The following is a 22,167-nucleotide window of genomic DNA, read 5'->3' on the forward strand; positions in this document are numbered from 1 at the left end:
TGTAGGAGAAGATTACAATGACTATTAAACACGTATTAGACCCAAAACGATTTCTTCATATCGGTATTGTGGTAAAAGATATAGCCAAAGCAACCAAAGATTATTCTGAACTGTGGGGATTAGGCGAATGGACACCCTTTGAATATGGCGCAGAAGGCGAGCAAATTGGCACTGGCGTACCGTTTTATTTAAAACTGGCGGTCAATGCCGCAGGTCCGATCGCTATTGAGCTAATTGAGCCAGTAGGTTGCCCTGATTCCATCTGGCAAAAGTTTTTAGACGAAAATGGCGAAGGTATCCACCATTTTGCTTATCGCGTTGATGATATTGAAAAAACCATTGCCGAGCTTGTTGAAAAAGGCGGAGAGCTACTGTGGAACATTCACTTAGCACCGGGTATGAACTATTGTTATGTTAAAGCCGCTTCAGGCTTAATTGTTGAGCTAGTTGACTTTGACGTGCCACTATAACGATTAGACTCTTTTTCCCTTTAAAAACCGTCAGCTTGACGGTTTTTTTGTGGCTGTTTTATTGCATTTTTATGGGAGCGCTTTAACTTGCGGGTTTAAATGTATTTGTTTTAAATGAAGTTAAACAACAGCAAATATTTATCAACAATACCTGCTCAGCACGATAGAGTTTCTTAATATGAGTTCTATTTAAGATATGTTAGAATTGGACAATATTATTATTTAAATTTATTAGGCGTATTTCATGTCTGAACACCCAACTTTCGACATTTGTGTTGAACCTATAGAACTTTATAAATTGCTTAAAATTGCCAATATGGTTGGCGGTGGCGGCGAAGCTAAAACCGTGATCAGTGAAGGTCATGTTTTAGTCAATAATAAAGTTGTCGTGCAAAAACGTAAAAAAATTCGCCGCGGCGATGTTGTCCAATTTAACGATAAAGTGATTGAAATCGCTTTTAACCCCAGCAAAAAATCAGCAGAGTTTATTAGTACAATCGTTTTAGCGAGTAAAAATGCGAAAAAGAAAAAAAGAGCCAAGAGTAAAGCGCGAGTTTTAGCATCTGAAACAGCGACTAAACCCTCGGGCGACGCTAAAAAGCCAAACTTGTAGAACTTATTACCCATAGCGAACCGCGCAAAGCAGTACAGCATGTTACAAGTAAAGGTGAGCTATGCTGCTAACCACCTTCTACTTGGGCCCCTCACCTAATACAAAATGCTAATACGATAATGACAACGTTCGCAATGAAGAGACAGCAGCTAGGTTTAGATGATTTGTGAGCCATCTAGTGAGCCCTTAGCTGCTCAGCTAACTTTGGTTTTTAGCGCACTCTACACAAACTAAGAACCATGATTAGTGATGATGACCGCCACTACCGCCAGTTCTTTCCCAAATAGGAATTATGGCGTCTTTTCCTGATATTTGCCCTTCGCGGTAACCGCCCATATGGTGCTCGTTGCCCGGATAACCTACCACTTGCCAACCGGCAAAGTTTTGATTGCCGCCATATTTTGGCGCCGCTAAAAAAGCAATTACCGTGTGTACGCGCATGGTTTCAAAAAACATTTGCACTGGCACCGCTTCACTTGGCCATGCTTTCGTTTCGCCTTTTTCCAACAAACTTAATAAGCTGTTTTGTTGCTCAAGGTTTAGCTGTTCAAAGCGTTTATTAAAGCGGTGTTTAGCTTCTAAGTTGGCTGAGGCTAAACCACTTTTATAAAGAGGGATCGCGGCAGCATCTTCATTAGCGAGCGCTTTATCAATAAAATTCACGCAATTGGCTTCTTTGGCCCCAGGTTGGTGGTCGGTTGGAATAATGCAGGCAGTCATCGCTTCCAGCGTTTGCCATTCCATTGCGGTTAAAATTTCAGGCTTGCTTGATGCCGCGGCAGCTGCCATTGCTAATGGGCGAGGCAATTGCGTTGACACGATAATGCCAGTACCCCATAAACTCGCTTTTTTTAGAAAATTACGGCGTGAGATGTTTTTACTCATATCGATTGACTCTTAGCTTGTTCAATAAAATAATCTGCCACGCGGTAAGCGTTAGCAAGAATGGTTAGGGTTGGGTTATATCCGCCTGCGGTTGGAAAAACACTGGCGTCGGTTATCCATAAATTTGGCACCTCATGGCTTTGACACCATTTGTTGACCACAGATTTACTAGGATCGTTACCCATGCGACAAGTGCCATGGTTATGTGGATTACTTTTTAAGGCATTATCTTTATCAATAAAGCTGCCCGGAATGCGTACCGGTAAAACTTTACTGGCGCCAGAAGCAACGGCGACTTCATTAATGCGTTTTAAAAACCACTGGTGCATGTCAATGTCGTTTTGATGATGCTTTTTGGTAATGCGCGGCGCCGGCAATCCGCTTTTATCTTTAATCTCTGGGTCTAGGTCAACTTGGTTCGACTCCATTGGTAATTCTTCACAAATACCTGCGATCACCATAGTACGTGGAAATTCTCTTAATTTATCTTTAAAACCTGCGCCCCAGCGCGCACCTTCGGTTGCGCCATGTAAACCTGCGGCAAAGGCTAACGGTTGGTTTGATAAAGCGTTAGACTCACTAAATACCCCGCCACGAATGAAACCGCGTTTGGCATCGCTTGGGTGTAAATCATCAACGGCAACTAAAGATTCAATACCGGTATAAGTACGTAAGTCTTCTTCAAATACACCGGCAACTGCAGGGTAGTGATGGAAAGTATAGTTTTTACCCACTTGCCCAGAGCCATTAGCTAAACCTTGTGGAAATTGGCTTGATTTTGCCATTAACAATAACTGCGCTGTGCCAATAGCACCGGCGGCTAAAATAACGTGTTTGGCTTTTACTTCATGTTGATTGCCGTTGGCGTCTAAGTAGCGTGCGCCGATGATTTTACCTTCTTTATTTAACGGTAAATCATAAACGGTAGCTTCGGCGCGTAAGTCTAATAACCCGGTGGCCATCGCTCTTGGTAATGATACCGAGAAGGTTGTCGCTTTGGCATTAATTGGGCAACCATTGCTTCGACATGCGCCGCCTTGCATACATGGTGGACGATTACCGTATACTTGAGAATTAATGGCAACGGGCAGTGAAAACGGGGTATAACCCATTTTTTTGGCGCCGTGGGCAAACTTGTGTGACGAGGGTCGCCATGGGTGCGGCGGGTTTGGATACGCTTGTTTTCGTGGTGCGTCAAACGGGTTACTACCGGCAACACCTGCTACGCCAAAATCTAGCTCCGCACGATTGTAATAAGGTTCTAAGTCAAAGTAGCTGATCGGCCAATCGGCCAAGCTTGCGCCAGCTATTGGACCTTCTTTTGACAATACATGGAAGTCGTCTTCACGAAAACGCCATGCCCATGCGCCCCAATGGGTAATTGAACCACCTACGCCGTGTACAATTTCAGCGATATTACCGGATTCTGTCGGTGAGTTTTTATCGGGGCGATAACAGTCAACTTTACCTTCTGCAAAAACATTTTTACGAACAATGTTTTTTAATTCGTCTTCATCAAAGTCTGCTTGCGTGAAGTGAGGTCCGCGTTCAAGGGCGACAACACGCATGCCTGCTGCAGTGAGTTGGTCGATCATTACACCGCCGCCCGCACCTGTGCCGATCACACATACGTCAAAAATTTCTGAGCTAGCCTTCATATCGTAAACCTCATTTTTTCTTGTTAGCCTTGGCTTAACATTTTCTTTGTATTCTTATGACGATACTGAATACCTGCAGATAAATTTGTATTTGTATGCCAATTAGTTGGTTTTGAACGCCGTTTTTGTAAATGATGCAGGCGAAGATGTTCAATCGAAAGCGTTTCGCTCACTGTTTGACTACAAACAAACGCTCGTTGCACTTGAAACTGTCGAAGCAAATACCAAGCTGCAAGTAAACAGCTACAAAAAGAAAGCTATAAGAAGAAAGCTAAAAGCTGTAAGTGGCAAGTGGCAAGTGGCAAGCTGTAAGTGGCAAGCTGTAAGAAGAAAATTAGAAGCGAAAAGTAAAAAGCAAAAATTAAAAATTAAAAATGAAAAGCCCAAGTGCATCACACTTGGGCTTTTTCGTATTCATTATGGTGTTAAACCTTACTCGCTTAACTGCACACGAATGTTCTTTTTATCAATTTTACCAACGCTGGTTTTAGGAATGTCGGTAACAAAGTTAATGGTTTTAGGAATGGCCCATTTGTTGATCACCCCTTGGGCAATATAGGTTTGCAAATGCTGCTCAATATCGGCGCTATTAAGTTCAGATGTGCTGACAATTAAGGCATGCGGGCGTTCACCCCAACGCTCGTCAGGTAAACCAACAACCGCAACTTCAGCAACCTCATCGTGGGCACTGATCAGGTTTTCTAGGTCTAATGAAGAAATCCACTCGCCACCGGTTTTAATAACATCTTTGATGCGATCTTTTATTTCAACATTGCCATCGGCATGAATACAAGCAACGTCGCCCGTATGTAGCCAACCGCCTTGCCATAATTCCTCACCTTTTTCAGGTTCGTATAAATAGTTTTGTGTCAGCCAAGGCGCGCGTACCACCACTTCGCCTGTGGTTTCGCCGTCAAAAGGTAGCGGTTTGCCGTTGGCGTCCCAAATTTGCATATCAACCATGTTACTGGCGATACCGGCTTTAATGCGCAGTGGAATTTGTGCTTCGTCAGGCAAGTTAAGCTGCTCAGGTGTTAAGCGAGTTAAGCTAAGTAGCGGGCAGGTTTCAGACATACCATAACCTGTGTAGGTATGAATGCCTAAATCAAGTGCATGATTGGCTAAACCTGAAGTTAACGGGCTACCGCCAATGATCACGTGCCAGCCAGTAAAGTCAGTGGTTTTAGCCTCATCGCTTTGCAGTACCATTTGTAGCAGGGTTGGTACACAGTGCGATAAATTCACTTTTTCTTCGCGAATAAGTTTGGCTAGCGCGTTAGGTTCATAACGGCCTGGGTAAATTTGCTGCATACCGAGCATAGTAGCCACATAAGGAATGCCCCACGCGTGTACATGGAACATTGGCGTAATCGGCATATAAACGCTGTCAGCGCTTAGCATCGGGCTGCCATTATGTATGGTTAATGACGACACCATGTTCATGGTATGAAGCACTAATTGGCGATGGCTAAAATAGACGCCCTTTGGGTTACCTGTAGTGCCGGTGGTATAAAATAACGTGGCCACTGAGTTTTCGTCAAAGTCAGGAAAATCGTATTCTTTGTCAGCTTTTGCAATTAACGCTTCGTATTCACCACATACCTCAATTTGGGTGCTTGGTGCTTGGCCAGAGTCTGATAAGGTGATCACCCCTTTTACCGTTTCTAGACCGCTGGCAATGCCTTCGGCAATAGGGAGGAAGTCTTCATGTACCAGCACAAAATCGTCTTTTGCATGATTCATGGTATATAAGATTTGATCTGGGGAAAGGCGAATATTAACGGTATGCAGCACTGCGCCGATCATCGGAATCGCAAAAAAACATTCTAGGTAGCGGTGACTGTCCCAGTCCATTACCGCAACGGTATCGCCAGCTTTTACACCTAGCTCGGTTAAGGTATTGGCCAATTGGCAAACGCGTTGATTAAACTCAGCATAGCTAAAGCGTTCTTCGCCTCGGTAAACAATTTGATTTTTTTGTTCAAAACGTTGATGAGAGGTTAAAAGTCGTTTAATTAATAGCGGGTATTCATACGCTGAAGCACTTGAAGGTAATATTTTGGTCTGCATTGTAAATACTCTTTTATTATGGATAACTTTAAGAATTTCGTAGTTAATAGGCATAGTAATTTCTATTAATAAGAATTATTTGCTTATTTACGCCATATTGTTGCTTTTTGATGCTAAAAAGCGGGATGAACTTTGTTACTAGGTATTGAAGTAAGGTTTTTCCAGTGTATTTTCTCGTTAGGTAAACAAGAGTGCGATAGATAAGGAGTCAGTGTCATTTAGAAAACGACTAATCCTGCTTATTTTTCATCCTTTAATGTCATCGACCCTGTTTTTTCTTTTAAATTCGTACCCAGAGCTGCAATAACTATTGATATATCCATCAACAATCCGTTCGCCCTGAGCTTGTCGAAGGGAGCCTGTCGAAGGGAGCGCGTAGCAGTTGAAGGAAAACTGCTGGGAAGAATAAGAGATCACTGGAAAGTGATCTCTATCAAAATTTAACCGATAACCTAATGTTTATGATGAGGCATTAACACTTTGCTTTCATCAATTGGGATCATGATATGCGCATAAGGTGTACCAGCCCACATAACATAAGGTTCACCCTTACTAGGATCGGTAGTCAGGCCTTTTAGCATAGCTTTAGGAACAATAACCATTAAATGCGGCCCTGTTTCGACATAATCTTTAGCCCCTTTATGATCAGTATGATAAGGATCAGAGTTACTCACCCCAGCACCAAAGTCCCCTTTTAGCATATAAGAAATGCCAATTTGGTCGGCAACAAAATCGCTTTTCGTTTGTAATGCGCTGAACATTTTCATCCAAGTTGCGTCATTACAAATTGGGTTTTTATCGTTTGGCATAACATCAGGCAGGCAAGTCCAGCCGTTAGTTCCCTTTTTCAATAGGGTTCCATCAGAGTCTAGAATGGTAGCGTCTTGGCTTATAGAACTTGGCGCTGCCGACATAGCACGTTTAATTTTTACCGCATTAGATTCTGCATTAACGGTATAACTTATCAGCATTGTGATGATAACAACAAAATAGGTATGTATCTTTTTCATGGGTTTCCTTAATGGTTTGTCGCTAGAAAAAGTGTGTTTAAGTATAGGAGTGGATCAGTAATAATTCCTGATAAAGCTGGGGTTAAGGTTTGCTCACCATACAAGGAGCGATTAGATGTTCTTTGTTAACGACGAATGAATATTAAAAAAAAGGACATGGGAATGTGGGAAACCTGCTAGCTTCACTTTTATTCTTAACAGCGAATAATAAACTCATTTTAAAATCGTTCGCCCTGAGCTGAAATAACTATTGATATATCCATCAACAATCCGTTCGTCCTGAGCTGTAATAACTATTGATATATCCATCAACAATCAGTTCGTCCTGAGCTGTAATAACTATTGATATATCCATCAACAATCCGTTCGCCCTGAGCTGTAATAGCTATTGATATAACCATCAACAATCCGTTCGCCCTGAGCTGTAATAGCTATTGGTATATCCATCAATAATCCGTTCGCCCTGAGCCTGTCGAAGGGAGCCTGTCGAAGGGAGCCTGTAGTAGTCGAATTCGATAATGGTCACATTCAATAACTGTAATTGGTTGTAATACTTTTAACTGAAATACCGAGCTACCTTAATTACAAGCTAGGTAACTACACCTACCTTGTACTTTACTAAACGAATATTTAAGGAAAAATAATGTCTACATACAAAGTAAATATCCCTGCTGGCCCTATCTGGAACCAAAAAGATGCAGAAGAAAAGGCCCCTAAAGTTGCTGCTGCACATCAAGGGAAATGGACTGGGCAATGGAATACAGTTGTTGAAAGCCAAATGAGCGTAATTGAAGTTGAATTAAATGTTGCGAATACCGGCGCAAATGAGTTTAAAACAAATGTTTTAGCGGGTCCTATCTGGAGCAATGATGAAGCTCAAGAAATAGGTAAAACCATTGCGGCTTCTTATGGTGCCGAATTTACGGGTGAATGGCATACGGTCACGGAAGGTGTAATGAGTGTCATCGAAATCATATATAAGTACTAATTTATCGCTCAGTATTGCTGTGCAGTGCTGAGCGAACTTAGCTTACAACGACCTGTTAATAGACAAATTGTAAAACCAAATAGAACCACCCAGCTGTAATTTTTCCCACTTGAAAATTTGTAGAAAAAATCGGTGACATTTAGCAACATTGCTAATACTGCTAGCTTACATCCTTATTTTGTCACTAACCTCGATTATTTTAATCCATAAACTTAGCCGTAATGAATATTGATTAAACTGCGAATTAATTCTAGTTTCTTTTGTGCTAAAGCAACACACTCTGCCTTTGATTTTTGTGTTGCTGATTCATAACCTATCGCTGCATTCACATAAAAACAAGCAGCTTTGATAGCGTCAATAAGCTGGTGATTAGGGGCTGTTGATCTTTCGAGGTTAAATTTTGTTCAAAGTAAACGCTTTTTGTTCAAGGCGTGAACAACACAGCATGGTTGTTCCATGTAAGTTGTGAACAACGATGAAGAAATAGCGTTTAGTTGAACCCAAGGGCTGCGTTTCTAGGCATTTATACTGCATTATTGCGCTTTCATGTGGAATAACCACATAGCAATCGCAATGCTTTGTATAAATACCGATAAACTGCAGCAAAAATAAACACGAAAGTTCAACAGCCCCTAGTATTTAACTTTGAATTTACGAACTCTTGTTTGATGGCCTGAGTTGCACCATAAATAGCGGCTTTCTCAAAAGCGTTATTTGTACTCGCCAGCAATGCTAATTCATCAAGTTTAAATATTAACACTAAAGGTTCATTCATAATCCAAGCTCCCTTTGCGCATAACACCCCCTGTTTTCCTATAATGGCTTGTTATGTGTTTTATTCTCCAAGCCATTTAAATTTGGCCTCTTTCGTTATTTTATTGAATTCAGCCTGAGTGATTTTGCCGTTAGCTAAATCATCTTCTGCTGACCAAGCAACCTTTTGATATTCGTATTCTATAGCGGCAAGAATATAACCGAGCTTTCTTTCGGTGATATTTCCTTTATGAAAGTGGTGCATCGCTAGTTTTTTATTCCACTGCTTGCCCTCTGGCGGTTGTGGTAACGTAAAATCAAGGGTTAGAAGCCTTTCATCTGATATTGTGAAGCCTTTAGCTATTGAATCTTTAGCACATTCATAGAGCATATAATCAATAGAGTCTTGCAGGCCATAAAAATGCCAATCAAAACCGGCATTACAACCTCCGACGATTTTTCCCTCATTGTCAGTAATATTTATTACTCTTTCAGCGCAACCTGAGAGGCAAAATAAGACTACGATTATCTTTAACAAATTTCGATACATCAATGAGCTCCTCTAAACATAACCAATTATAGACAAATAATAGTTTGCTAAAATGTCTAGCGAAGCTGAACCGAGCAAACTGTTTTTCAAAAAAATTAGCAAGCCACGAGCAAAAATCCAACTGTTATTTGTCTTGCTTAAACGACTTGTATGTTTTCATATGAAGGAGCTGACTAAAACCGAACGAGCATCGCACTCAGCGCTACTTAAATCAGAACTATAACTTATAGGGTAGCCAAAATTATCATCAAATACTGGCATTCCTTTAATTGTGTCAGCACTTTCAAGCATATGTTCAAAAATTTCATCAATAGTTGGGTAAGTTGTATTTTCTATTTCTAGGAACTCACCAAATTCCGGAACATATATTGAAGAAATATTGCCATTTATGACCGTTATTTCTACAGGAGGAAACGGATCCGCAGTTGGGCAATCACTTGGTGATGAAACATATGTAAATGTATAGGATTTGACACCTGAATCTAACCAAACATTTTCATTCTCTTGAATAAGACTGTTCACATTTTGGTTCTGATTTTCATCAGAGCTATTATCACAGCCCTCCAAACCCAATAAACATAAAAAAACTAAATACTTTGAATTCATATACGATCCTTGTTGGAAAACATAACGCCTCAATAAGAGACAAAAAATAGTTGCTTAAAATAAGCGACGAAGGAGCAAAAGCCAACTGTTTTTTGTCCTTTAAATTGGCTTGTTATATTTTTTATACTACAATGTACGACAATACCGTACACAAAGGCGATTTAACTATGAATAGCATAAGCGTAAACCAGTTTAGAGACAACTTAAAATCATATGTTGAACAAACTGTTAGCGAGCATGAACCTATAAAAGTTACAAGGCGCGCAGGCGATGACTTTGTTGTGATGAGTGCTGATGATTGGGAGCGAGAACAAGAAACTTTACACGTATTACAAAGTAACAGTTTAATGCAACAAATTGCCGAATCCATGAAAACGCATACAACTAATAAAGGCTATAAACCAACTCAAGAGCAATTAGATGAGATCACTAATCTTTGAAGGTAAAACGTGGCTCATCTACGAGCAATTGAGAGAAAAAGATAAAAAATTACATAAAGCTTTATGTAAAACACTTAAAGAAATGCTGCGTACCGATCCTAGTTCGGGATTGGGAAAGCCAGAGCCGTTAAAACACAACTTATCAGGACTATGGTCAAAGCGCATTTCACAAAAAGATCGATTAATTTATAAGTTTGATGATGAATATATTTATATTTTCGCCATTGGTGGGCATTACGACGATCACTAGAAAAATATAACGCCTCATTCAGAGGCATAGCTAAAATGTGTAGCGAAGCGAAACCGAGCAAACTTCATTGTCCTTTTGAGTACCTTGTAAAGCTGCATTTATTAGCGGGCTTATTAACTTGTTAGGCTTTTATTGTACCTTGCCAATAACCAACATCCTGCCACTGGTCAAATTTAAAACCAACTTCTTTAAAATGAGCAACTTTTTCTAAACCAAACTTTTCATGTAAAGCAACACTAGCTTGATTAGGTAATGTAATACCTCCAATTACAGAATGAATAGAGCGTTGCTTTAACTCTGAGAATAATGCTTCGTAGAGCTGAGTACCAACACCGTTACCCGAAGAGTTAGGTGATAAATAGACTGTTACTTCTACTGAAAATCGATAAGCAAAGCGTTCTCTCCATTTGCTAGCATATGCGTAACCAATTACTTTACCCATGTCATCCTCGGCAATTAGCCAAGGTAAATTATCTGACTGAATTTTTGATATGCGTGAAAGTATATTTTCTGGGCTTATAGTTTCGGTTTCGAATGTAACTACAGTATTAGAAATATAATGATTATAAATTTCAGCAATCGAAGTTACATCTCTATCAAGTACACTCCGAATCATAATGCCTCCTGAAAGCCTAACGCCTTGCTATGCGCGCAATTAATAGTTGGTTAAAATAAGCGACGCAGGAGCAAAAAACAACTGTAATTTGTCCTGTTAATTAGCTTGTTAGGTGTTTATTTTACTTGTCTTTTTTTGGTTTAAATATTTCTACCAAAATAGCATCAACTTTTAACGAATCATCACGATCTTCTTGCGCCATTCTACGTTCTTGTTCTGCAACTTGAGGTTGCCCTATAGATTCGTAATAATCCCCAGCCTTATCATGATTATCAGCTCTTTTATTTAGCTCAGAGTTTGATGCACACCCACTTAAGAGAAAGATTAAAACTAAAAGAAATAAATTTGATTTTTGCATAAAAAACTCCATTTCATCTACAGTGATTATAGCCGCCAATCCGCTTGACACCTAACGCCCAAATAATGGGCAAATATCAGTTGGTTAAAATAAGCGACGCAGGAGCAAAAACCAACTGTTATTTGTCCTTTTGAGTGACTTGTTAACTGATAGTTGATGATTGCGCCGGAGGTGCCACCCGACTATAACGCCGATAACTAAACCTACTTGCCACCAAAAGCCTCCCAAAACAAAACCACAAATGGCACCGTAACTCCCAGCTATACCAACAGCTAAAATGTGGTTGCTAATAAACCTTGATACTATAAATTCCATTGAAAGTGAAAATATCATGGATGGGATTAGCATATAAAAATACGCGAAAAACAAGATAAAAAATGACATCGAAAGTGATATTTTACTATAAAAAATAGAACCAACTAATACGGGTATGCCCCACCCAAGCAGCGGCGGGTAGAACACTCCTGCAAATATTCTATATCTCCGCCCAATGGTCATATCACCTCAGTTAACGCCTCACTAAGAGGCAAATAATTGTTGGTTAAAATAGGCGACGAAGGAGCAACAACCAACTGTTATTTGTCCTTTTGAGTGCCTTGTTAGCTTTATTTTTTAATTACCACACTAGTTTCATTGCTTGCTTTGGGTAATGCAATTATAAGCTTACTCCAGTCCAAGTTAGGATATTTAGCTTTAAATAAAGCTATATCCCTCGTTTGGTTGCTTGTAACTTCCCAAAAGTACTCCTTGGTCGCTGAATACTCCCCGATGTAATTAATGGCGCCACTTTTAATTTTAATTGGCATTGAGAATTCATTTTCAGGGTACCAGTTTCGAGAGAATGCACCGCGAGTTTGGAATAACCGATAATTGTAAAATTCATATTCCCCAGCAGGTACAATATAAGCAAAAAGATTTCCTGAATATTGCTTTTCCTTATAATCGAAATCATAAGCTACAAAAGGAGCTGTAGTCGATGCTTTACCTAGAATATTTATATCTTGCTCTATGTTCGAATCTTTTGAACGAAGACGAATACTCCAAATATCATAAATAGCGGCGGCATTAGCTCTTGATAGCGAGCCGATAATTACACCATATCCATCTTTTTGAGCTAAACCATTATCAATTGTTTCTGGTAAATTTGGTCGTTCAGTCATTTTGCAGCTAAATAGAGCGAGACTCATTGCAATTAAAATAACCTTCTGTACAGAATTCATAATACTCCTATCCTTGGTAAATAAAGCTAACGCTTTAGCTAAGCGGCGCAGTTTACTGCGTCCATAGCTTGAGCGTATTGTTATATTTCTTCTTGTTCGGTTAAATATTTGTTTATAAATTCTTCTAAGCTATCGGCATATTTTGTACAACGCATTTCTTCATGATCAGAAAATCCTACGGAAAAATGGGTGCCATCTAAAACAGTAACATAGTGGTCACCACAACCATTATGGCCAATAATTAAATAGTTATCGGGCCATTTTTCACCGTAATAACCATCCTTTCGAACAGCGTTATTTTCTTCAATAACTTCATCTGGCGAATTCCAAAGCCCGAAGTCTTGAGCATCACAATTCAACAATTCAGGCGGATAGTTGGTAATAACCTCAATGTAATGAAGAGGAAGCTTAAGTTTGGTTTCCTTTTCAATTCTTAAAATATCTTCAGGGGTCACTTCAGTTCCTTAGAAACATAACGCCTACATTAAGAGGCAAAAAATATGTTGGCTAAAATAAGCGACGAAGGAGCAAAAGCCAACTGTTTTTTGTCCTGCTTTAATGACTTGTTAGTTGTTCACTTCATTAAGAACACCGTTTTTACGCAATTCTCTTAGTAAACCATTTACCTCAACTTTAAAAGAGGCATGACCATCTTTTATAGACTTTGCGTAATCTACCAAAGCAGAATGATGTGCAATAGCTTGTTGTTTGTGTACTTCTAGCTGAGACTCAGCAAATAGTTTCTCTGAGAACTCCCACTTTGAAACTAAATCATTGTTTAATCGAAAAGAATCCACCATACCCTTTGCAATGGTATAAGTTTTAATGATTTTTTTACGTAAATCATTATCTGGAATTCGTCCAATCAAAAAACTATTACCATTATAGACAGTAAAAAAATCACTAACCAAAGGATAATAAAAAGCTAATGCTTCTTGATCATTAAGGTTTTCAATCTTACTTCCCATAGACTCTTGATAGCGTTCGAAAATAGTTTCTAGTTCATCATGAATTGCTTGTAGCACACCTTTTATTAATTTTTTTTCACTTTCATCAGATTGGGTTTTCTGATTATCAAATGATTTTTGTGTCGATTTCAATGCGAAGAAACCGGCTATGAAACCACCAATTACTGCACCTGAAATTGCAGAGCCAAAAGAACTCCAATCCATGTTGATACTCCTTGAACAACTAACGCCTTACTAAGCGGCGCGAAATTGTTGGCTAAAATTGCGAGGAACGAGCGCTAGCCAACTGTTTAGCGTCCGTTTGAGTAACTTGTTATACGTTCTAGTCAACGTGCATTGCAGTTTTAGCAAATTTTTTTAAATGCTCTTTTGCTTTTTCAAAGCTTGCTTTGGCAACAAGATCATTACTATTAGTTTTTAAATATTCTTCTAAGTATTTTACTTCAATATGTACTAAGTCAATTCTAATTCTTTGCAACCAATTTGGAGTGCCTAAATTATGACTTTCCCAATTTCGATTTATAAAAGGATTTTCATAATATGGAATGTCTTCGAATGCCTCTTTGCTTATCCCCTTTTTAATTAAAAGAGATTCAAATTCATTTTGTAGGTTTTCATCACTTTCATGAAGGCGATCAAGCAAACCTTTAATTCCATCAATTGCCTCGTAGGCACTTTTGATAACCTGAAAGAAGCTATTATCCCCTTTAACTTCCATAGCTAATCCTGTATCAGCGAATACATGGTCAACATTGTTTAATCTTTCAATATCTCCCCAATATTTTTCCATTTCATGAGAAAGTTTTACTAATTCAGCCTCGTCAATTTTAAAATTATCTTTTTCAAATACCTGCTCATGTTCATTCTTTATTTGGATGAGCCTTTCTGCTGGATATTCTTTCACATCATCTGTTTCAATATGATGTGGATAACAAAGAATTAATAAATTCTCATAACTTCGGCGGAATTCATCATCGCTTTCTTCATTAAAGCGTTCGCCTCCCGTCATTGCGGCTTCAATGTGACATACTTGACCAATAAATTTATTTTTATTGTTCATTATTGGTTGGGTGCAACCGGGAAAGGCACATTGATTTCCTGATCTTGCGAAAAGAGCTCTTAGAGTATTTGTCTTAGGTGCTAGACGAGCCATGCAAATCCTTTTTGAACGTATAACGCCTCGTTAAGAGGCAATAAAATTGTTGGCTAAAATTAGCGACGAAGGAGCAAAAGCCAACTGTTTTTTGTCCTTTTAAACGACTTGTTAGTTTTCATATCCCAAACCACCCATGTACGATGGAATTTGCATGAGTGACGTAACTCTATCCTGCTCACTATCAGTTAAATGACGGCAAATATATGGATATACTTTAAGCATGAAGTTTTTTAAATTTTCAAATGCTTCATCTGAATACTCAACGCCATCTCTTAACTCATTAAAAGTGCTCATAATCCATTTTATAAATACTGTTGGCATCATTACGTCAGAAATATCCTCCCAACCGTCAACAACATCATTCCGCTGCTTTCTTATATGGTTTGAAAGTACATCATCACAATGCCCACGACATGTCCAATAAACATATTCATATCGTTTAGTTTCATTCACGTAATCTTTACGTGTTTTTTTCCAAAGTTGAATTATACCTTTGTCATCTTGGGCAAATAGCTCTTTGTCACAAACTTTGCAGAAAAGTTTAGGCTCCTCAGCAAAAATTTGAGCTGGTTTTGGGTTATTTGTTTTCCACTTATCGAGAGATTTTGGAAAGTAGCGTTCGGCAATTTCAAGGCCTTTTGCTGAATGCAATAGATTGCTTTCTATTTTTTCATAGTCGAAAATTTGAGATTCAATTTTCCCTTCCATGCCTTGAAGGTTGCCAGCAAGACCTGCACTCGCAAGTGTTGAATAAAAACCAATAAAACCATCACACTCATTAGCTTCTACTCGATCTCTTATATTGAAATCGTCAGTTGGTTTTACTGAATTACCACTATGTGCTTTATGCTTACAACTAACCAACCATTTAACTAATGTTTGACCGCCAACGCCAGTTCGTTTTTCTTGAACTATTAAGTCAACACCGCCATCAGCACCTCTATCAGGATCGGTGATTATTTCGTAGCCTACAAAAGATAAAAAGTCTCTAGCAAATAGTTCGAATTGGTCTTGATAGCCTGAGGCAATATGCGCTTCAGAAATTTCCTTGAAATCTAGAACAGCCAACGAGGCCTCCTTTGAAAACTAACGCCCTGTTAATGGGCAAAATATAGTTGGCTAAAATAAGCGACGAAGGAGCAAAAGCCAACTGTATTTTGTCCTTGTTAAACAGCTTGTTATATGCCTTTTTCAGCACTAACCAAAGACTGAAAAGCCTCCGGCCAAATAAACAAATAAAAGTAATAAAATAAAATTTAGGTACATAGCCTCTGCCCATGGCTTTGAGTCCGATACCATTAATTTATGTAACTTTCCTAAAAGTGGAATCTTACGAATAAATGATTCCATTTGGAAACGAGACACACCAATACACCAAAGAAGCATGGCAGCTAGCCAACAAAGAAGCATTGGTACATATATTTTCCAAGAATCTTCTGGCTCTATTCCTCCTTCGGGTACAAGGTAAAACCCTAAAATACCTACAGCTACCAATATTAATGATAAGACCAAAAATATATTACCGAATGGACTGAGATAAACCTGAAGCTTTGAGTAGATATTCGGTGTTGGCATTGAGCCTCCTTGGCATATAACAGTCTTTTTAACAGGAAATATTCCGTGTTTAAACAAGGAACATTTCCTCCTTTCTTTTTCGTAATTACGCTAACCTTAAGTTATTTAACCAATATGTTCAATAACTTAAACAAAAGACCAAACTAACTTTGTAGGAAAGAAGGAATTATCTTGCTCTTAGCGCCCTTTTCTTTTTCATCTTCAAGTAAAAAATAGTAAAGGATCAGAAATAGAAAAGGGGTCGGTGACATATATGTCACCGACCCCGATTTTAAATGCCTTGTTAGCTTCCTTGTACAACCAGCCTAGATGAGTGCTGCCTATAAAAATAGAGCGCTAGCATAAAGCCTATAACAAAACTTAGAGCGTGCCCAGGCTTTGGGTACCCTACAGATTTAAAGTCTAAATACAGTGAAGGAATAAGTGCAAATGCAAGAGCTACCAATACTAAATATAAATTGTCGGCTTTTTTTAGAGCTAAAACAACTAAAAAGCCAGCAAAGCCAAAAGCAGCCTGTGATGCTCCAGTACCAGTATTCCAAGGTGGTGAGCCAAATTGTGTACTAAACAACGTACCAGAAACACCAGCGAGTAACCAAATTGCGAATGTGTACTTAGGCCCTATTTTTCGCTCGACGATAATACCTAAAATTAATATTGATAACACATTATAAATCATATGCTTTTGATGAACATGAATTAACTGTGAAGTGAAAAATCGCCATATTTCAAAGTTTTTTATGCCTTCGATAGTTAACCCACCATATTCAGCAAGATGAATAATTCTAGACTTACCTAAAAATGTGCCTGTTAATTGGTAAGCAACGTAAATAGAAAAACTCATAGTGAGAATGCAGATTAATAATGTAGATATTGGTTTGTGATTAGAACTCATACTTCATCCTGAAGCTAACAGTCTTTTTAACAGGAAATATTCCGTGTTTAAACAAGGAACATTTCCTCCTTTCTTTTTCGTAATTACGCTAACCTTAAGTTATTTAACCAATATGTTCAATAACTTAAACAAAAGACCAAACTAACTTTGTAGGAAAGAAGGAATTATCTTGCTCTTAGCGCCCTTTTCTTTTTCATCTTCAAGTAAAAAATAGTAAAGGATCAGAAATAGAAAAGGGGTCGGTGACATATATGTCACCGACCCCGATTTTAGACCGTAGTTTACGAATCAACGATCACACAAATCAAACCTTTTACGGTTGATAATATATCGGTGATGCAGGTCCTACTGGCAAACCAAAACCAAATACCCAAACATAAAACAATGCCACCCAACCAATAAAGAAGACAATACTGTATGGCAACATGGTGGCGACGAGCGTTCCTATGCCCATGTCTTTTTTATATTTCACCGCTACCGCTAATATTAAGCCGAAATAGCTCATCATAGGAGTAATTAGGTTAGTCACTGAATCGCCAATACGGTAAGCTGCTTGAATGGTTTCAGGCGCGTAACCGATTAGCATTAACATAGGCACAAATATCGGTGCGGTGGCTGCCCACTGCGCTGAAGATGAACCTAAACTTAAGTTAATTACCGCACACATTAAAATAAAACCTATAAATACTTCTGGTCCTGTAAGGCTAAGCGCCTGTAATAAAGCCGCGCCTTTAATGGCGATAATGGTGCCAAAGTTCGTCCATTTAAAAAATGCGACAAATTGAGCAGCAAAAAATACCAGTACGATATAAAGCCCCATTGAGCTAATGCTTTTTGCCATTGCGTCAATTACGTCTCGGTCATTTTTCATGGTGCCAACGACTTTACCGTAAACAAAGCCCGGTATAGCAAAGGTGATAAAAATAAAAGCAACAATGCCTTTAAGAAACGGCGATCCTGCGACTAAGCCCGTTTCAGGATTTCGCATAATGCCGTTTTCAGGAATAATGCTTAGCGCGAGTAAAATACACATTAGCAAGAAGGTAAAACCTGCCCAACGCAAACCTTTCTTTTCTAACGGGGTAATGTGCTCAACGGTACTTGCTGATAAATCGATGCTTGCTTCGCTTGGGTCATATTTACCAAGGCGCGGCTCAACAATTTTTTCAGTAATGAAGGTACCTAAGGTGGCGATAAGAAAAGTCGATACGATCATGAAATACCAGTTAGCTTCTGGGCCAACCACATAATCAGGGTCGATCATTTGTGCGGCAGGCGTAGTGATACCGGCAAGTAATGGGTCGATGGTGCCTAATAATAAATTAGCGCTGTAACCACCAGAAACACCCGCAAAAGCGGCGGCTAAACCGGCAAGTGGGTGACGACCTAAGCTGTGAAATATCATCGCAGCTAACGGAATTAATACCACGTAGCCAAGCTCTGATGCGGTGTTTGATAAAATTGCTGCTAACACAATAGCAAAAGTAACAAAGCGTTTTGAAGCGCCCATTACCATATTACGCATGGTGGCAGACAATAAGCCTGAATGCTCAGCAACACTTACACCAAGTATTGCCACTAATACCGTACCTAGTGGCGCAAAGCCGGTAAAGTTAGTCACTAAACCGGTTACGATACGATGTAAACCATCAACAGACATTAAGCTAACAACATGTATCACACCGTCTGGTGCGCGCCCTTTCGCCCCTTCGGGTCTTGGGTCAACTACGCTTAGGTCAAAAAAGTCAGCGATGCCGCTGCCAACAATAATCGCAACACAAAAAATCGCAAACAAGGTGATAGGATGCGGTAATAGGTTACCTAAGTATTCAACGGTCGATAAAAAACGATTGAACAAACCTTTAGGTTTTTCATTTTTAGAGGGGATATTGGTAACTTCTGAAGTCATTAATATTTAGCCTTATATGAAAATGGTGAGCAACAGGAGCTCACCATTTATTAGCGGTATCAGTTATCTTCAACCAGTTAATTAGTCTTTATACGTATCGACACTAGGACAAGAACAAATTAAGTTTCTGTCGCCGTATACATCATCAATACGGTTAACCGTTGGCCAGAATTTGTCTTGCGCAACTGCTGGCACAGGGAAAACTGCTTCAGCAATAGAGTATGCACGATCCCACTCGCCCGTTATATCAGCTAATGTATGCGGTGCGTTGTGTAGTGGGTTGTTATCGGCTGACCATTCGCCAGACTCAACTTTACGTACTTCTTCACGAATGCTAACCATAGCTTCAATAAAGCGGTCTAATTCAACTTTTGATTCAGACTCTGTTGGTTCGATCATAAACGTACCAGCCACTGGGAAACTCATGGTTGGTGCGTGGAAACCATAATCCATTAAACGCTTAGCCATGTCTACTTCAGTAATGCCAGACTCAGCTTTTAATGGGCGTAAGTCAATAATACATTCGTGCGCTACGCGGCCGTTGTCACCTGTGTATAAAATTGGGTAATGTTGGCTTAGTTTTTTCGCTAAGTAGTTGGCATTGGTGATCGCGTATTTAGTGGCATCTGTTACGCCTTGCTTGCCTAATAATGCACAGTAAAGGTAAGAAATACACAATATACCCGCACTACCAAATGGCGCGGCAGAAACCGCTCCGTTTGCTTCGTTACCTTCGGTAATATTCACTAATGGGTGATCAGGTAAGAATGGAGATAAATGCGCTTTAACGCCAATTGGTCCCATACCTGGACCACCGCCACCGTGAGGAATAGCGAAGGTTTTGTGTAAGTTAAGGTGTGAAACGTCGGCGCCAATATGCCCAGGAGATGTTAAACCAACTTGCGCGTTCATGTTGGCACCATCAAGGTAAACTTGACCACCGTATTGATGAACAACATCACAAATTTCTGCGATGGTGGTTTCGTAAACACCGTGAGTCGACGGGTACGTGATCATAATACACGATAAGTTGTCGGCTAATTCACTGGCTTTCGCGCGTAAATCGTCCATATCAACATTACCTTGTTTGTCACAGTCAACCACAACCACTTTCATGCCAACCATTTGTGCAGATGCAGGGTTAGTACCGTGAGCCGATGATGGAATTAAACAAATGTTACGATGTGAATCGCCACGGCTTTCGTGGTATTTGTGAATCGCGATAAGACCTGCATATTCACCTTGTGCGCCTGAGTTTGGCTGCATTGAAATATCGTCGTAGCCTGTTAGCTCAACTAACCATTTGCCTAGCTCGTCGATCATCTGCTTGTAACCTTGTGCTTGATCGATTGGCGCAAATGGATGCATGTTGGCAAATTCAGGCCAAGATACCGGGATCATCTGCGCTGTTGCATTAAGTTTCATCGTACATGAACCTAATGAAATCATTGAGTGGTTAAGCGCTAAATCTTTATTTTCTAATTTTTTAATATAACGAAGCATTTCTGTTTCGCTATGGTAAGAATTAAATACTGGGTGCGTTAAAATCTCGTCTTGACGAATTAATTCAGCAGGAATTGATGAGTGACCACAAGCAATAATTTTTGCGTCTAAGTCTGCAACGTCTAAACCATGACCTTCACCTAATAAAATATCAAATAAAGTGCTAACGGCTTCACGTGTAGTAGTTTCGTCTAGCGATACACTAAGCTGGTTTTCAACATCAGTACGCAAGTTAACATTTGCCGCTAATGCACGGGCAACTATGGCTTGTTTTTGCTCGCTATCAATATTAAAAGTTAAGGTATCAAAGTAATTCGCATGTAGTGCTTGTAAACCTTTGGTTGCTGTACCTAGGCATAAAATATCGGTAAAACGGTGAATGCGCTCAGCAATCACTTTTAAGCCTTTAGGACCGTGGTATACCGCATAAAAAGCAGCCATGTTGGCTAATAAAACTTGGGCGGTACAAATGTTTGAGTTGGCTTTTTCACGGCGAATGTGCTGTTCACGTGTTTGCATTGCCATACGTAGCGCTGGGTTGTCGCGGGTATCTTTTGATACACCAATAATACGACCCGGCAATGAACGCTTGTATTTGTCAGAGGTGGTGAAAAATGCTGCGTGAGGTCCACCGTAGCCCATAGGTACACCAAAACGTTGGCTAGAACCTATTACTGCATCTGCGCCTAATTCGCCCGGTGATTTTAATAACACTAAGCTCATAATATCAGCCGCTACCGCAACAATGCCTTTTTTGGCATGAACGTTAGCAATTAATTCACGAATATCAGTAATTTCACCGGTCGCACTTGGGTATTGCAATAACGCACCAAATACATCGTGGTTTTCAACGTCGGCCGCAGGTGCGATAACTACGTCAAAACCAAACATGTCGGCACGTTGTTTAACAACAGAAATCGTTTGTGGGAATACGTCTTCAGCGATGAAAAACAGGTTTGATTTTTTGTTTTTAGAAACACGTTTTGCTAAGGCCATTGCTTCTGCAGCAGCGGTACCTTCGTCAAGTAACGACGCTGACGCTAAGTCTAAGCCCGTTAAGTCGATACACATTTGTTGATAGTTTAATAACGACTCTAAACGACCTTGAGCAATTTCTGGTTGGTATGGTGTATACGCTGTGTACCAACCTGGATTTTCAAGTACATTTCGTAGAATAACGTTTGGCGTTAACGTTGGGTAATAACCTAAACCAATGTAGCTGGTATTTACTTGGTTTTGGCTAGCAACAACTTTTAAGTCGCTTAACGCTTTAACTTCTGTTTTACTTTCTTCAATGTTTGGCAATTGGGTTAAACGAATATCGTTTGGCACAATTTCGTTAATTAAATCATCTACCGATTCCGCGCCAATGTCGGCTAACATCGCTTGTGTTTGCTCGGCATTTGGACCAATGTGACGACGAATAAAGTCTTGTGTTTGCTCTAAATCGGCAAGTGTTGCTGGAGATGTCGATTGCGTAGTCATAAAACAGCTTCTCTATAAAGTAATATACAAAATACGTTTAAATAAAAAGAAAGCCCCGGTATTCTAGAGAATCTTCGAGGCTTTAAAATAAGTTTTCGTAAACAGTTTGCGCTTTAGGCACAGGTTAATTGTTCCGGACTTAACCTCAGTACTTACATCCATGTAAGCAAGGCACTAAAGTTCTGAGTC

General features: G+C 39.6%; 23 protein-coding genes. 5 read left to right on the plus strand and 18 right to left on the minus strand.

Annotated elements, in window-relative coordinates:
• Positions 1–17 precede the first annotated feature (17 nt).
• Positions 18–470 carry a VOC family protein gene (locus ACRRSQ_RS03355; protein ID WP_440874289.1) on the plus strand — a complete coding sequence of 151 codons (453 nt, stop codon included), beginning with the start codon at positions 18–20 and terminating at the stop codon, positions 468–470.
• A gap of 244 nt (positions 471–714) precedes the next feature.
• Positions 715–1,083, plus strand: a complete 369-nt coding sequence (locus tag ACRRSQ_RS03360) for an RNA-binding S4 domain-containing protein (RefSeq protein WP_440874290.1) — start codon at positions 715–717, stop codon at positions 1,081–1,083.
• A 243-nt stretch (positions 1,084–1,326) separates the two neighbouring features.
• Here ACRRSQ_RS03360 and ACRRSQ_RS03365 read toward each other — a convergent pair whose 3' ends face one another.
• The 4 genes from ACRRSQ_RS03365 to ACRRSQ_RS03380 form a co-directional block, all read right to left on the minus strand.
• Positions 1,327–1,968 (minus strand): gluconate 2-dehydrogenase subunit 3 family protein, encoded by a 642-nt coding sequence (locus ACRRSQ_RS03365; protein ID WP_440874291.1) that lies wholly within the window; start codon positions 1,966–1,968, stop codon positions 1,327–1,329.
• Positions 1,965–3,626, minus strand: coding sequence for a GMC family oxidoreductase (locus tag ACRRSQ_RS03370; RefSeq protein ID WP_440874292.1), 1,662 nt, complete (start codon positions 3,624–3,626; stop codon positions 1,965–1,967). Before ACRRSQ_RS03370 ends, ACRRSQ_RS03365 begins: the two co-directional genes overlap by 4 nt.
• Before the next feature lie 432 nt (positions 3,627–4,058).
• A complete protein-coding gene (locus ACRRSQ_RS03375) occupies positions 4,059–5,696 on the minus strand; it encodes a fatty acid--CoA ligase (protein ID WP_440874293.1) in 1,638 nt (545 codons plus the stop codon).
• Positions 5,697–6,148: 452 nt separating this feature from the next.
• Positions 6,149–6,706: a hypothetical protein gene (locus ACRRSQ_RS03380; protein WP_440874294.1), complete on the minus strand. Its 558-nt coding sequence runs from the start codon at positions 6,704–6,706 to the stop codon at positions 6,149–6,151.
• Between the two features lie 643 nt (positions 6,707–7,349).
• Between ACRRSQ_RS03380 and ACRRSQ_RS03385 the strand changes: the two genes are divergently transcribed.
• Positions 7,350–7,694 (plus strand): mannan-binding protein, encoded by a 345-nt coding sequence (locus ACRRSQ_RS03385; protein ID WP_440874295.1) that lies wholly within the window; start codon positions 7,350–7,352, stop codon positions 7,692–7,694.
• 622 nt (positions 7,695–8,316) lie between these two features.
• Here the strand turns inward: ACRRSQ_RS03385 and ACRRSQ_RS03390 are convergent.
• The 3 genes from ACRRSQ_RS03390 to ACRRSQ_RS03400 form a co-directional block, all read right to left on the minus strand.
• Positions 8,317–8,469, minus strand: coding sequence for a hypothetical protein (locus ACRRSQ_RS03390; RefSeq protein WP_440874296.1), 153 nt, complete (start codon positions 8,467–8,469; stop codon positions 8,317–8,319).
• A gap of 60 nt (positions 8,470–8,529) precedes the next feature.
• Positions 8,530–8,997 carry a hypothetical protein gene (locus ACRRSQ_RS03395; RefSeq protein WP_440874297.1) on the minus strand — a complete coding sequence of 156 codons (468 nt, stop codon included), beginning with the start codon at positions 8,995–8,997 and terminating at the stop codon, positions 8,530–8,532.
• A gap of 156 nt (positions 8,998–9,153) precedes the next feature.
• The gene (locus ACRRSQ_RS03400; RefSeq protein ID WP_440874298.1) at positions 9,154–9,603 is read right to left on the minus strand and encodes a DUF6174 domain-containing protein; all 450 of its coding nucleotides are present in this window, start codon (positions 9,601–9,603) and stop codon (positions 9,154–9,156) included.
• A gap of 167 nt (positions 9,604–9,770) precedes the next feature.
• Here ACRRSQ_RS03400 and ACRRSQ_RS03405 point away from each other — a divergent pair, with 167 nt between their 5' ends.
• Both ACRRSQ_RS03405 and ACRRSQ_RS03410 read left to right on the plus strand, forming a co-directional pair.
• The gene (locus ACRRSQ_RS03405; RefSeq protein ID WP_440874299.1) at positions 9,771–10,043 is read left to right on the plus strand and encodes a type II toxin-antitoxin system Phd/YefM family antitoxin; all 273 of its coding nucleotides are present in this window, start codon (positions 9,771–9,773) and stop codon (positions 10,041–10,043) included.
• The gene (locus ACRRSQ_RS03410; protein WP_440874300.1) at positions 10,024–10,293 is read left to right on the plus strand and encodes a Txe/YoeB family addiction module toxin; all 270 of its coding nucleotides are present in this window, start codon (positions 10,024–10,026) and stop codon (positions 10,291–10,293) included. The genes ACRRSQ_RS03405 and ACRRSQ_RS03410 overlap by 20 nt, the downstream gene beginning before the upstream one ends.
• Positions 10,294–10,414: 121 nt before the next feature.
• On the opposite strand, the gene ACRRSQ_RS03415 is transcribed toward ACRRSQ_RS03410, so the two are convergent.
• From ACRRSQ_RS03415 to gcvP, 11 genes are all read right to left on the minus strand, one after another.
• Positions 10,415–10,909, minus strand: a complete 495-nt coding sequence (locus ACRRSQ_RS03415; RefSeq protein WP_440874301.1) for an arsinothricin resistance N-acetyltransferase ArsN1 family B — start codon at positions 10,907–10,909, stop codon at positions 10,415–10,417.
• Between the two features lie 121 nt (positions 10,910–11,030).
• The gene (locus ACRRSQ_RS03420; RefSeq protein ID WP_440874302.1) at positions 11,031–11,267 is read right to left on the minus strand and encodes a hypothetical protein; all 237 of its coding nucleotides are present in this window, start codon (positions 11,265–11,267) and stop codon (positions 11,031–11,033) included.
• Between the two features lie 605 nt (positions 11,268–11,872).
• Positions 11,873–12,487: a hypothetical protein gene (locus ACRRSQ_RS03425; RefSeq protein WP_440874303.1), complete on the minus strand. Its 615-nt coding sequence runs from the start codon at positions 12,485–12,487 to the stop codon at positions 11,873–11,875.
• A gap of 80 nt (positions 12,488–12,567) precedes the next feature.
• The gene (locus ACRRSQ_RS03430) at positions 12,568–12,942 is read right to left on the minus strand and encodes an SMI1/KNR4 family protein (protein ID WP_440874304.1); all 375 of its coding nucleotides are present in this window, start codon (positions 12,940–12,942) and stop codon (positions 12,568–12,570) included.
• A 111-nt stretch (positions 12,943–13,053) separates the two neighbouring features.
• Positions 13,054–13,659: a hypothetical protein gene (locus tag ACRRSQ_RS03435; protein WP_440874305.1), complete on the minus strand. Its 606-nt coding sequence runs from the start codon at positions 13,657–13,659 to the stop codon at positions 13,054–13,056.
• A gap of 118 nt (positions 13,660–13,777) precedes the next feature.
• Complete coding sequence (locus tag ACRRSQ_RS03440; protein WP_440874306.1) at positions 13,778–14,608, minus strand: hypothetical protein; 831 nt, start codon at positions 14,606–14,608, stop codon at positions 13,778–13,780.
• A 111-nt stretch (positions 14,609–14,719) separates the two neighbouring features.
• Positions 14,720–15,679, minus strand: a complete 960-nt coding sequence (locus ACRRSQ_RS03445) for a restriction endonuclease (RefSeq protein ID WP_440874307.1) — start codon at positions 15,677–15,679, stop codon at positions 14,720–14,722.
• Positions 15,680–15,808: 129 nt separating this feature from the next.
• Positions 15,809–16,186: a hypothetical protein gene (locus ACRRSQ_RS03450; protein ID WP_440874308.1), complete on the minus strand. Its 378-nt coding sequence runs from the start codon at positions 16,184–16,186 to the stop codon at positions 15,809–15,811.
• 283 nt (positions 16,187–16,469) lie between these two features.
• Positions 16,470–17,081: a rhomboid family intramembrane serine protease gene (locus ACRRSQ_RS03455; protein ID WP_440874309.1), complete on the minus strand. Its 612-nt coding sequence runs from the start codon at positions 17,079–17,081 to the stop codon at positions 16,470–16,472.
• Between the two features lie 313 nt (positions 17,082–17,394).
• Positions 17,395–18,990 carry an AbgT family transporter gene (locus tag ACRRSQ_RS03460; protein ID WP_440874310.1) on the minus strand — a complete coding sequence of 532 codons (1,596 nt, stop codon included), beginning with the start codon at positions 18,988–18,990 and terminating at the stop codon, positions 17,395–17,397.
• Between the two features lie 81 nt (positions 18,991–19,071).
• The gene (gcvP, locus tag ACRRSQ_RS03465; protein ID WP_440874311.1) at positions 19,072–21,978 is read right to left on the minus strand and encodes an aminomethyl-transferring glycine dehydrogenase; all 2,907 of its coding nucleotides are present in this window, start codon (positions 21,976–21,978) and stop codon (positions 19,072–19,074) included.
• Between the last annotated feature and the right edge of the window lie 189 nt (positions 21,979–22,167).

Source organism: Thalassotalea sp. PLHSN55 (assembly GCF_052030545.1).
GTDB lineage: Bacteria > Pseudomonadota > Gammaproteobacteria > Enterobacterales > Alteromonadaceae > CANMXU01.

Bases quoted from the DNA above. Each gene is read 5' to 3' on its own strand.
- ACRRSQ_RS03460 (WP_440874310.1), bottom strand. From the start codon at position 18,990: ATGACTTCAGAAGTTACCAATATCCCCTCTAAAAATGAAAAACCTAAA.
- ACRRSQ_RS03425 (WP_440874303.1), bottom strand. From the start codon at position 12,487: ATGAATTCTGTACAGAAGGTTATTTTAATTGCAATGAGTCTCGCTCTA.
- ACRRSQ_RS03385 (WP_440874295.1), top strand. From the start codon at position 7,350: ATGTCTACATACAAAGTAAATATCCCTGCTGGCCCTATCTGGAACCAA.
- ACRRSQ_RS03400 (WP_440874298.1), bottom strand. From the start codon at position 9,603: ATGAATTCAAAGTATTTAGTTTTTTTATGTTTATTGGGTTTGGAGGGC.
- ACRRSQ_RS03360 (WP_440874290.1), top strand. From the start codon at position 715: ATGTCTGAACACCCAACTTTCGACATTTGTGTTGAACCTATAGAACTT.
- ACRRSQ_RS03355 (WP_440874289.1), top strand. From the start codon at position 18: ATGACTATTAAACACGTATTAGACCCAAAACGATTTCTTCATATCGGT.
- ACRRSQ_RS03375 (WP_440874293.1), bottom strand. From the start codon at position 5,696: ATGCAGACCAAAATATTACCTTCAAGTGCTTCAGCGTATGAATACCCG.
- ACRRSQ_RS03380 (WP_440874294.1), bottom strand. From the start codon at position 6,706: ATGAAAAAGATACATACCTATTTTGTTGTTATCATCACAATGCTGATA.
- ACRRSQ_RS03435 (WP_440874305.1), bottom strand. From the start codon at position 13,659: ATGGATTGGAGTTCTTTTGGCTCTGCAATTTCAGGTGCAGTAATTGGT.
- ACRRSQ_RS03390 (WP_440874296.1), bottom strand. From the start codon at position 8,469: ATGAATGAACCTTTAGTGTTAATATTTAAACTTGATGAATTAGCATTG.
- ACRRSQ_RS03410 (WP_440874300.1), top strand. From the start codon at position 10,024: ATGAGATCACTAATCTTTGAAGGTAAAACGTGGCTCATCTACGAGCAA.
- ACRRSQ_RS03365 (WP_440874291.1), bottom strand. From the start codon at position 1,968: ATGAGTAAAAACATCTCACGCCGTAATTTTCTAAAAAAAGCGAGTTTA.
- ACRRSQ_RS03450 (WP_440874308.1), bottom strand. From the start codon at position 16,186: ATGCCAACACCGAATATCTACTCAAAGCTTCAGGTTTATCTCAGTCCA.
- ACRRSQ_RS03370 (WP_440874292.1), bottom strand. From the start codon at position 3,626: ATGAAGGCTAGCTCAGAAATTTTTGACGTATGTGTGATCGGCACAGGT.
- gcvP (WP_440874311.1), bottom strand. From the start codon at position 21,978: ATGACTACGCAATCGACATCTCCAGCAACACTTGCCGATTTAGAGCAA.
- ACRRSQ_RS03415 (WP_440874301.1), bottom strand. From the start codon at position 10,909: ATGATTCGGAGTGTACTTGATAGAGATGTAACTTCGATTGCTGAAATT.
- ACRRSQ_RS03455 (WP_440874309.1), bottom strand. From the start codon at position 17,081: ATGAGTTCTAATCACAAACCAATATCTACATTATTAATCTGCATTCTC.
- ACRRSQ_RS03405 (WP_440874299.1), top strand. From the start codon at position 9,771: ATGAATAGCATAAGCGTAAACCAGTTTAGAGACAACTTAAAATCATAT.
- ACRRSQ_RS03395 (WP_440874297.1), bottom strand. From the start codon at position 8,997: ATGTATCGAAATTTGTTAAAGATAATCGTAGTCTTATTTTGCCTCTCA.
- ACRRSQ_RS03440 (WP_440874306.1), bottom strand. From the start codon at position 14,608: ATGGCTCGTCTAGCACCTAAGACAAATACTCTAAGAGCTCTTTTCGCA.
- ACRRSQ_RS03420 (WP_440874302.1), bottom strand. From the start codon at position 11,267: ATGCAAAAATCAAATTTATTTCTTTTAGTTTTAATCTTTCTCTTAAGT.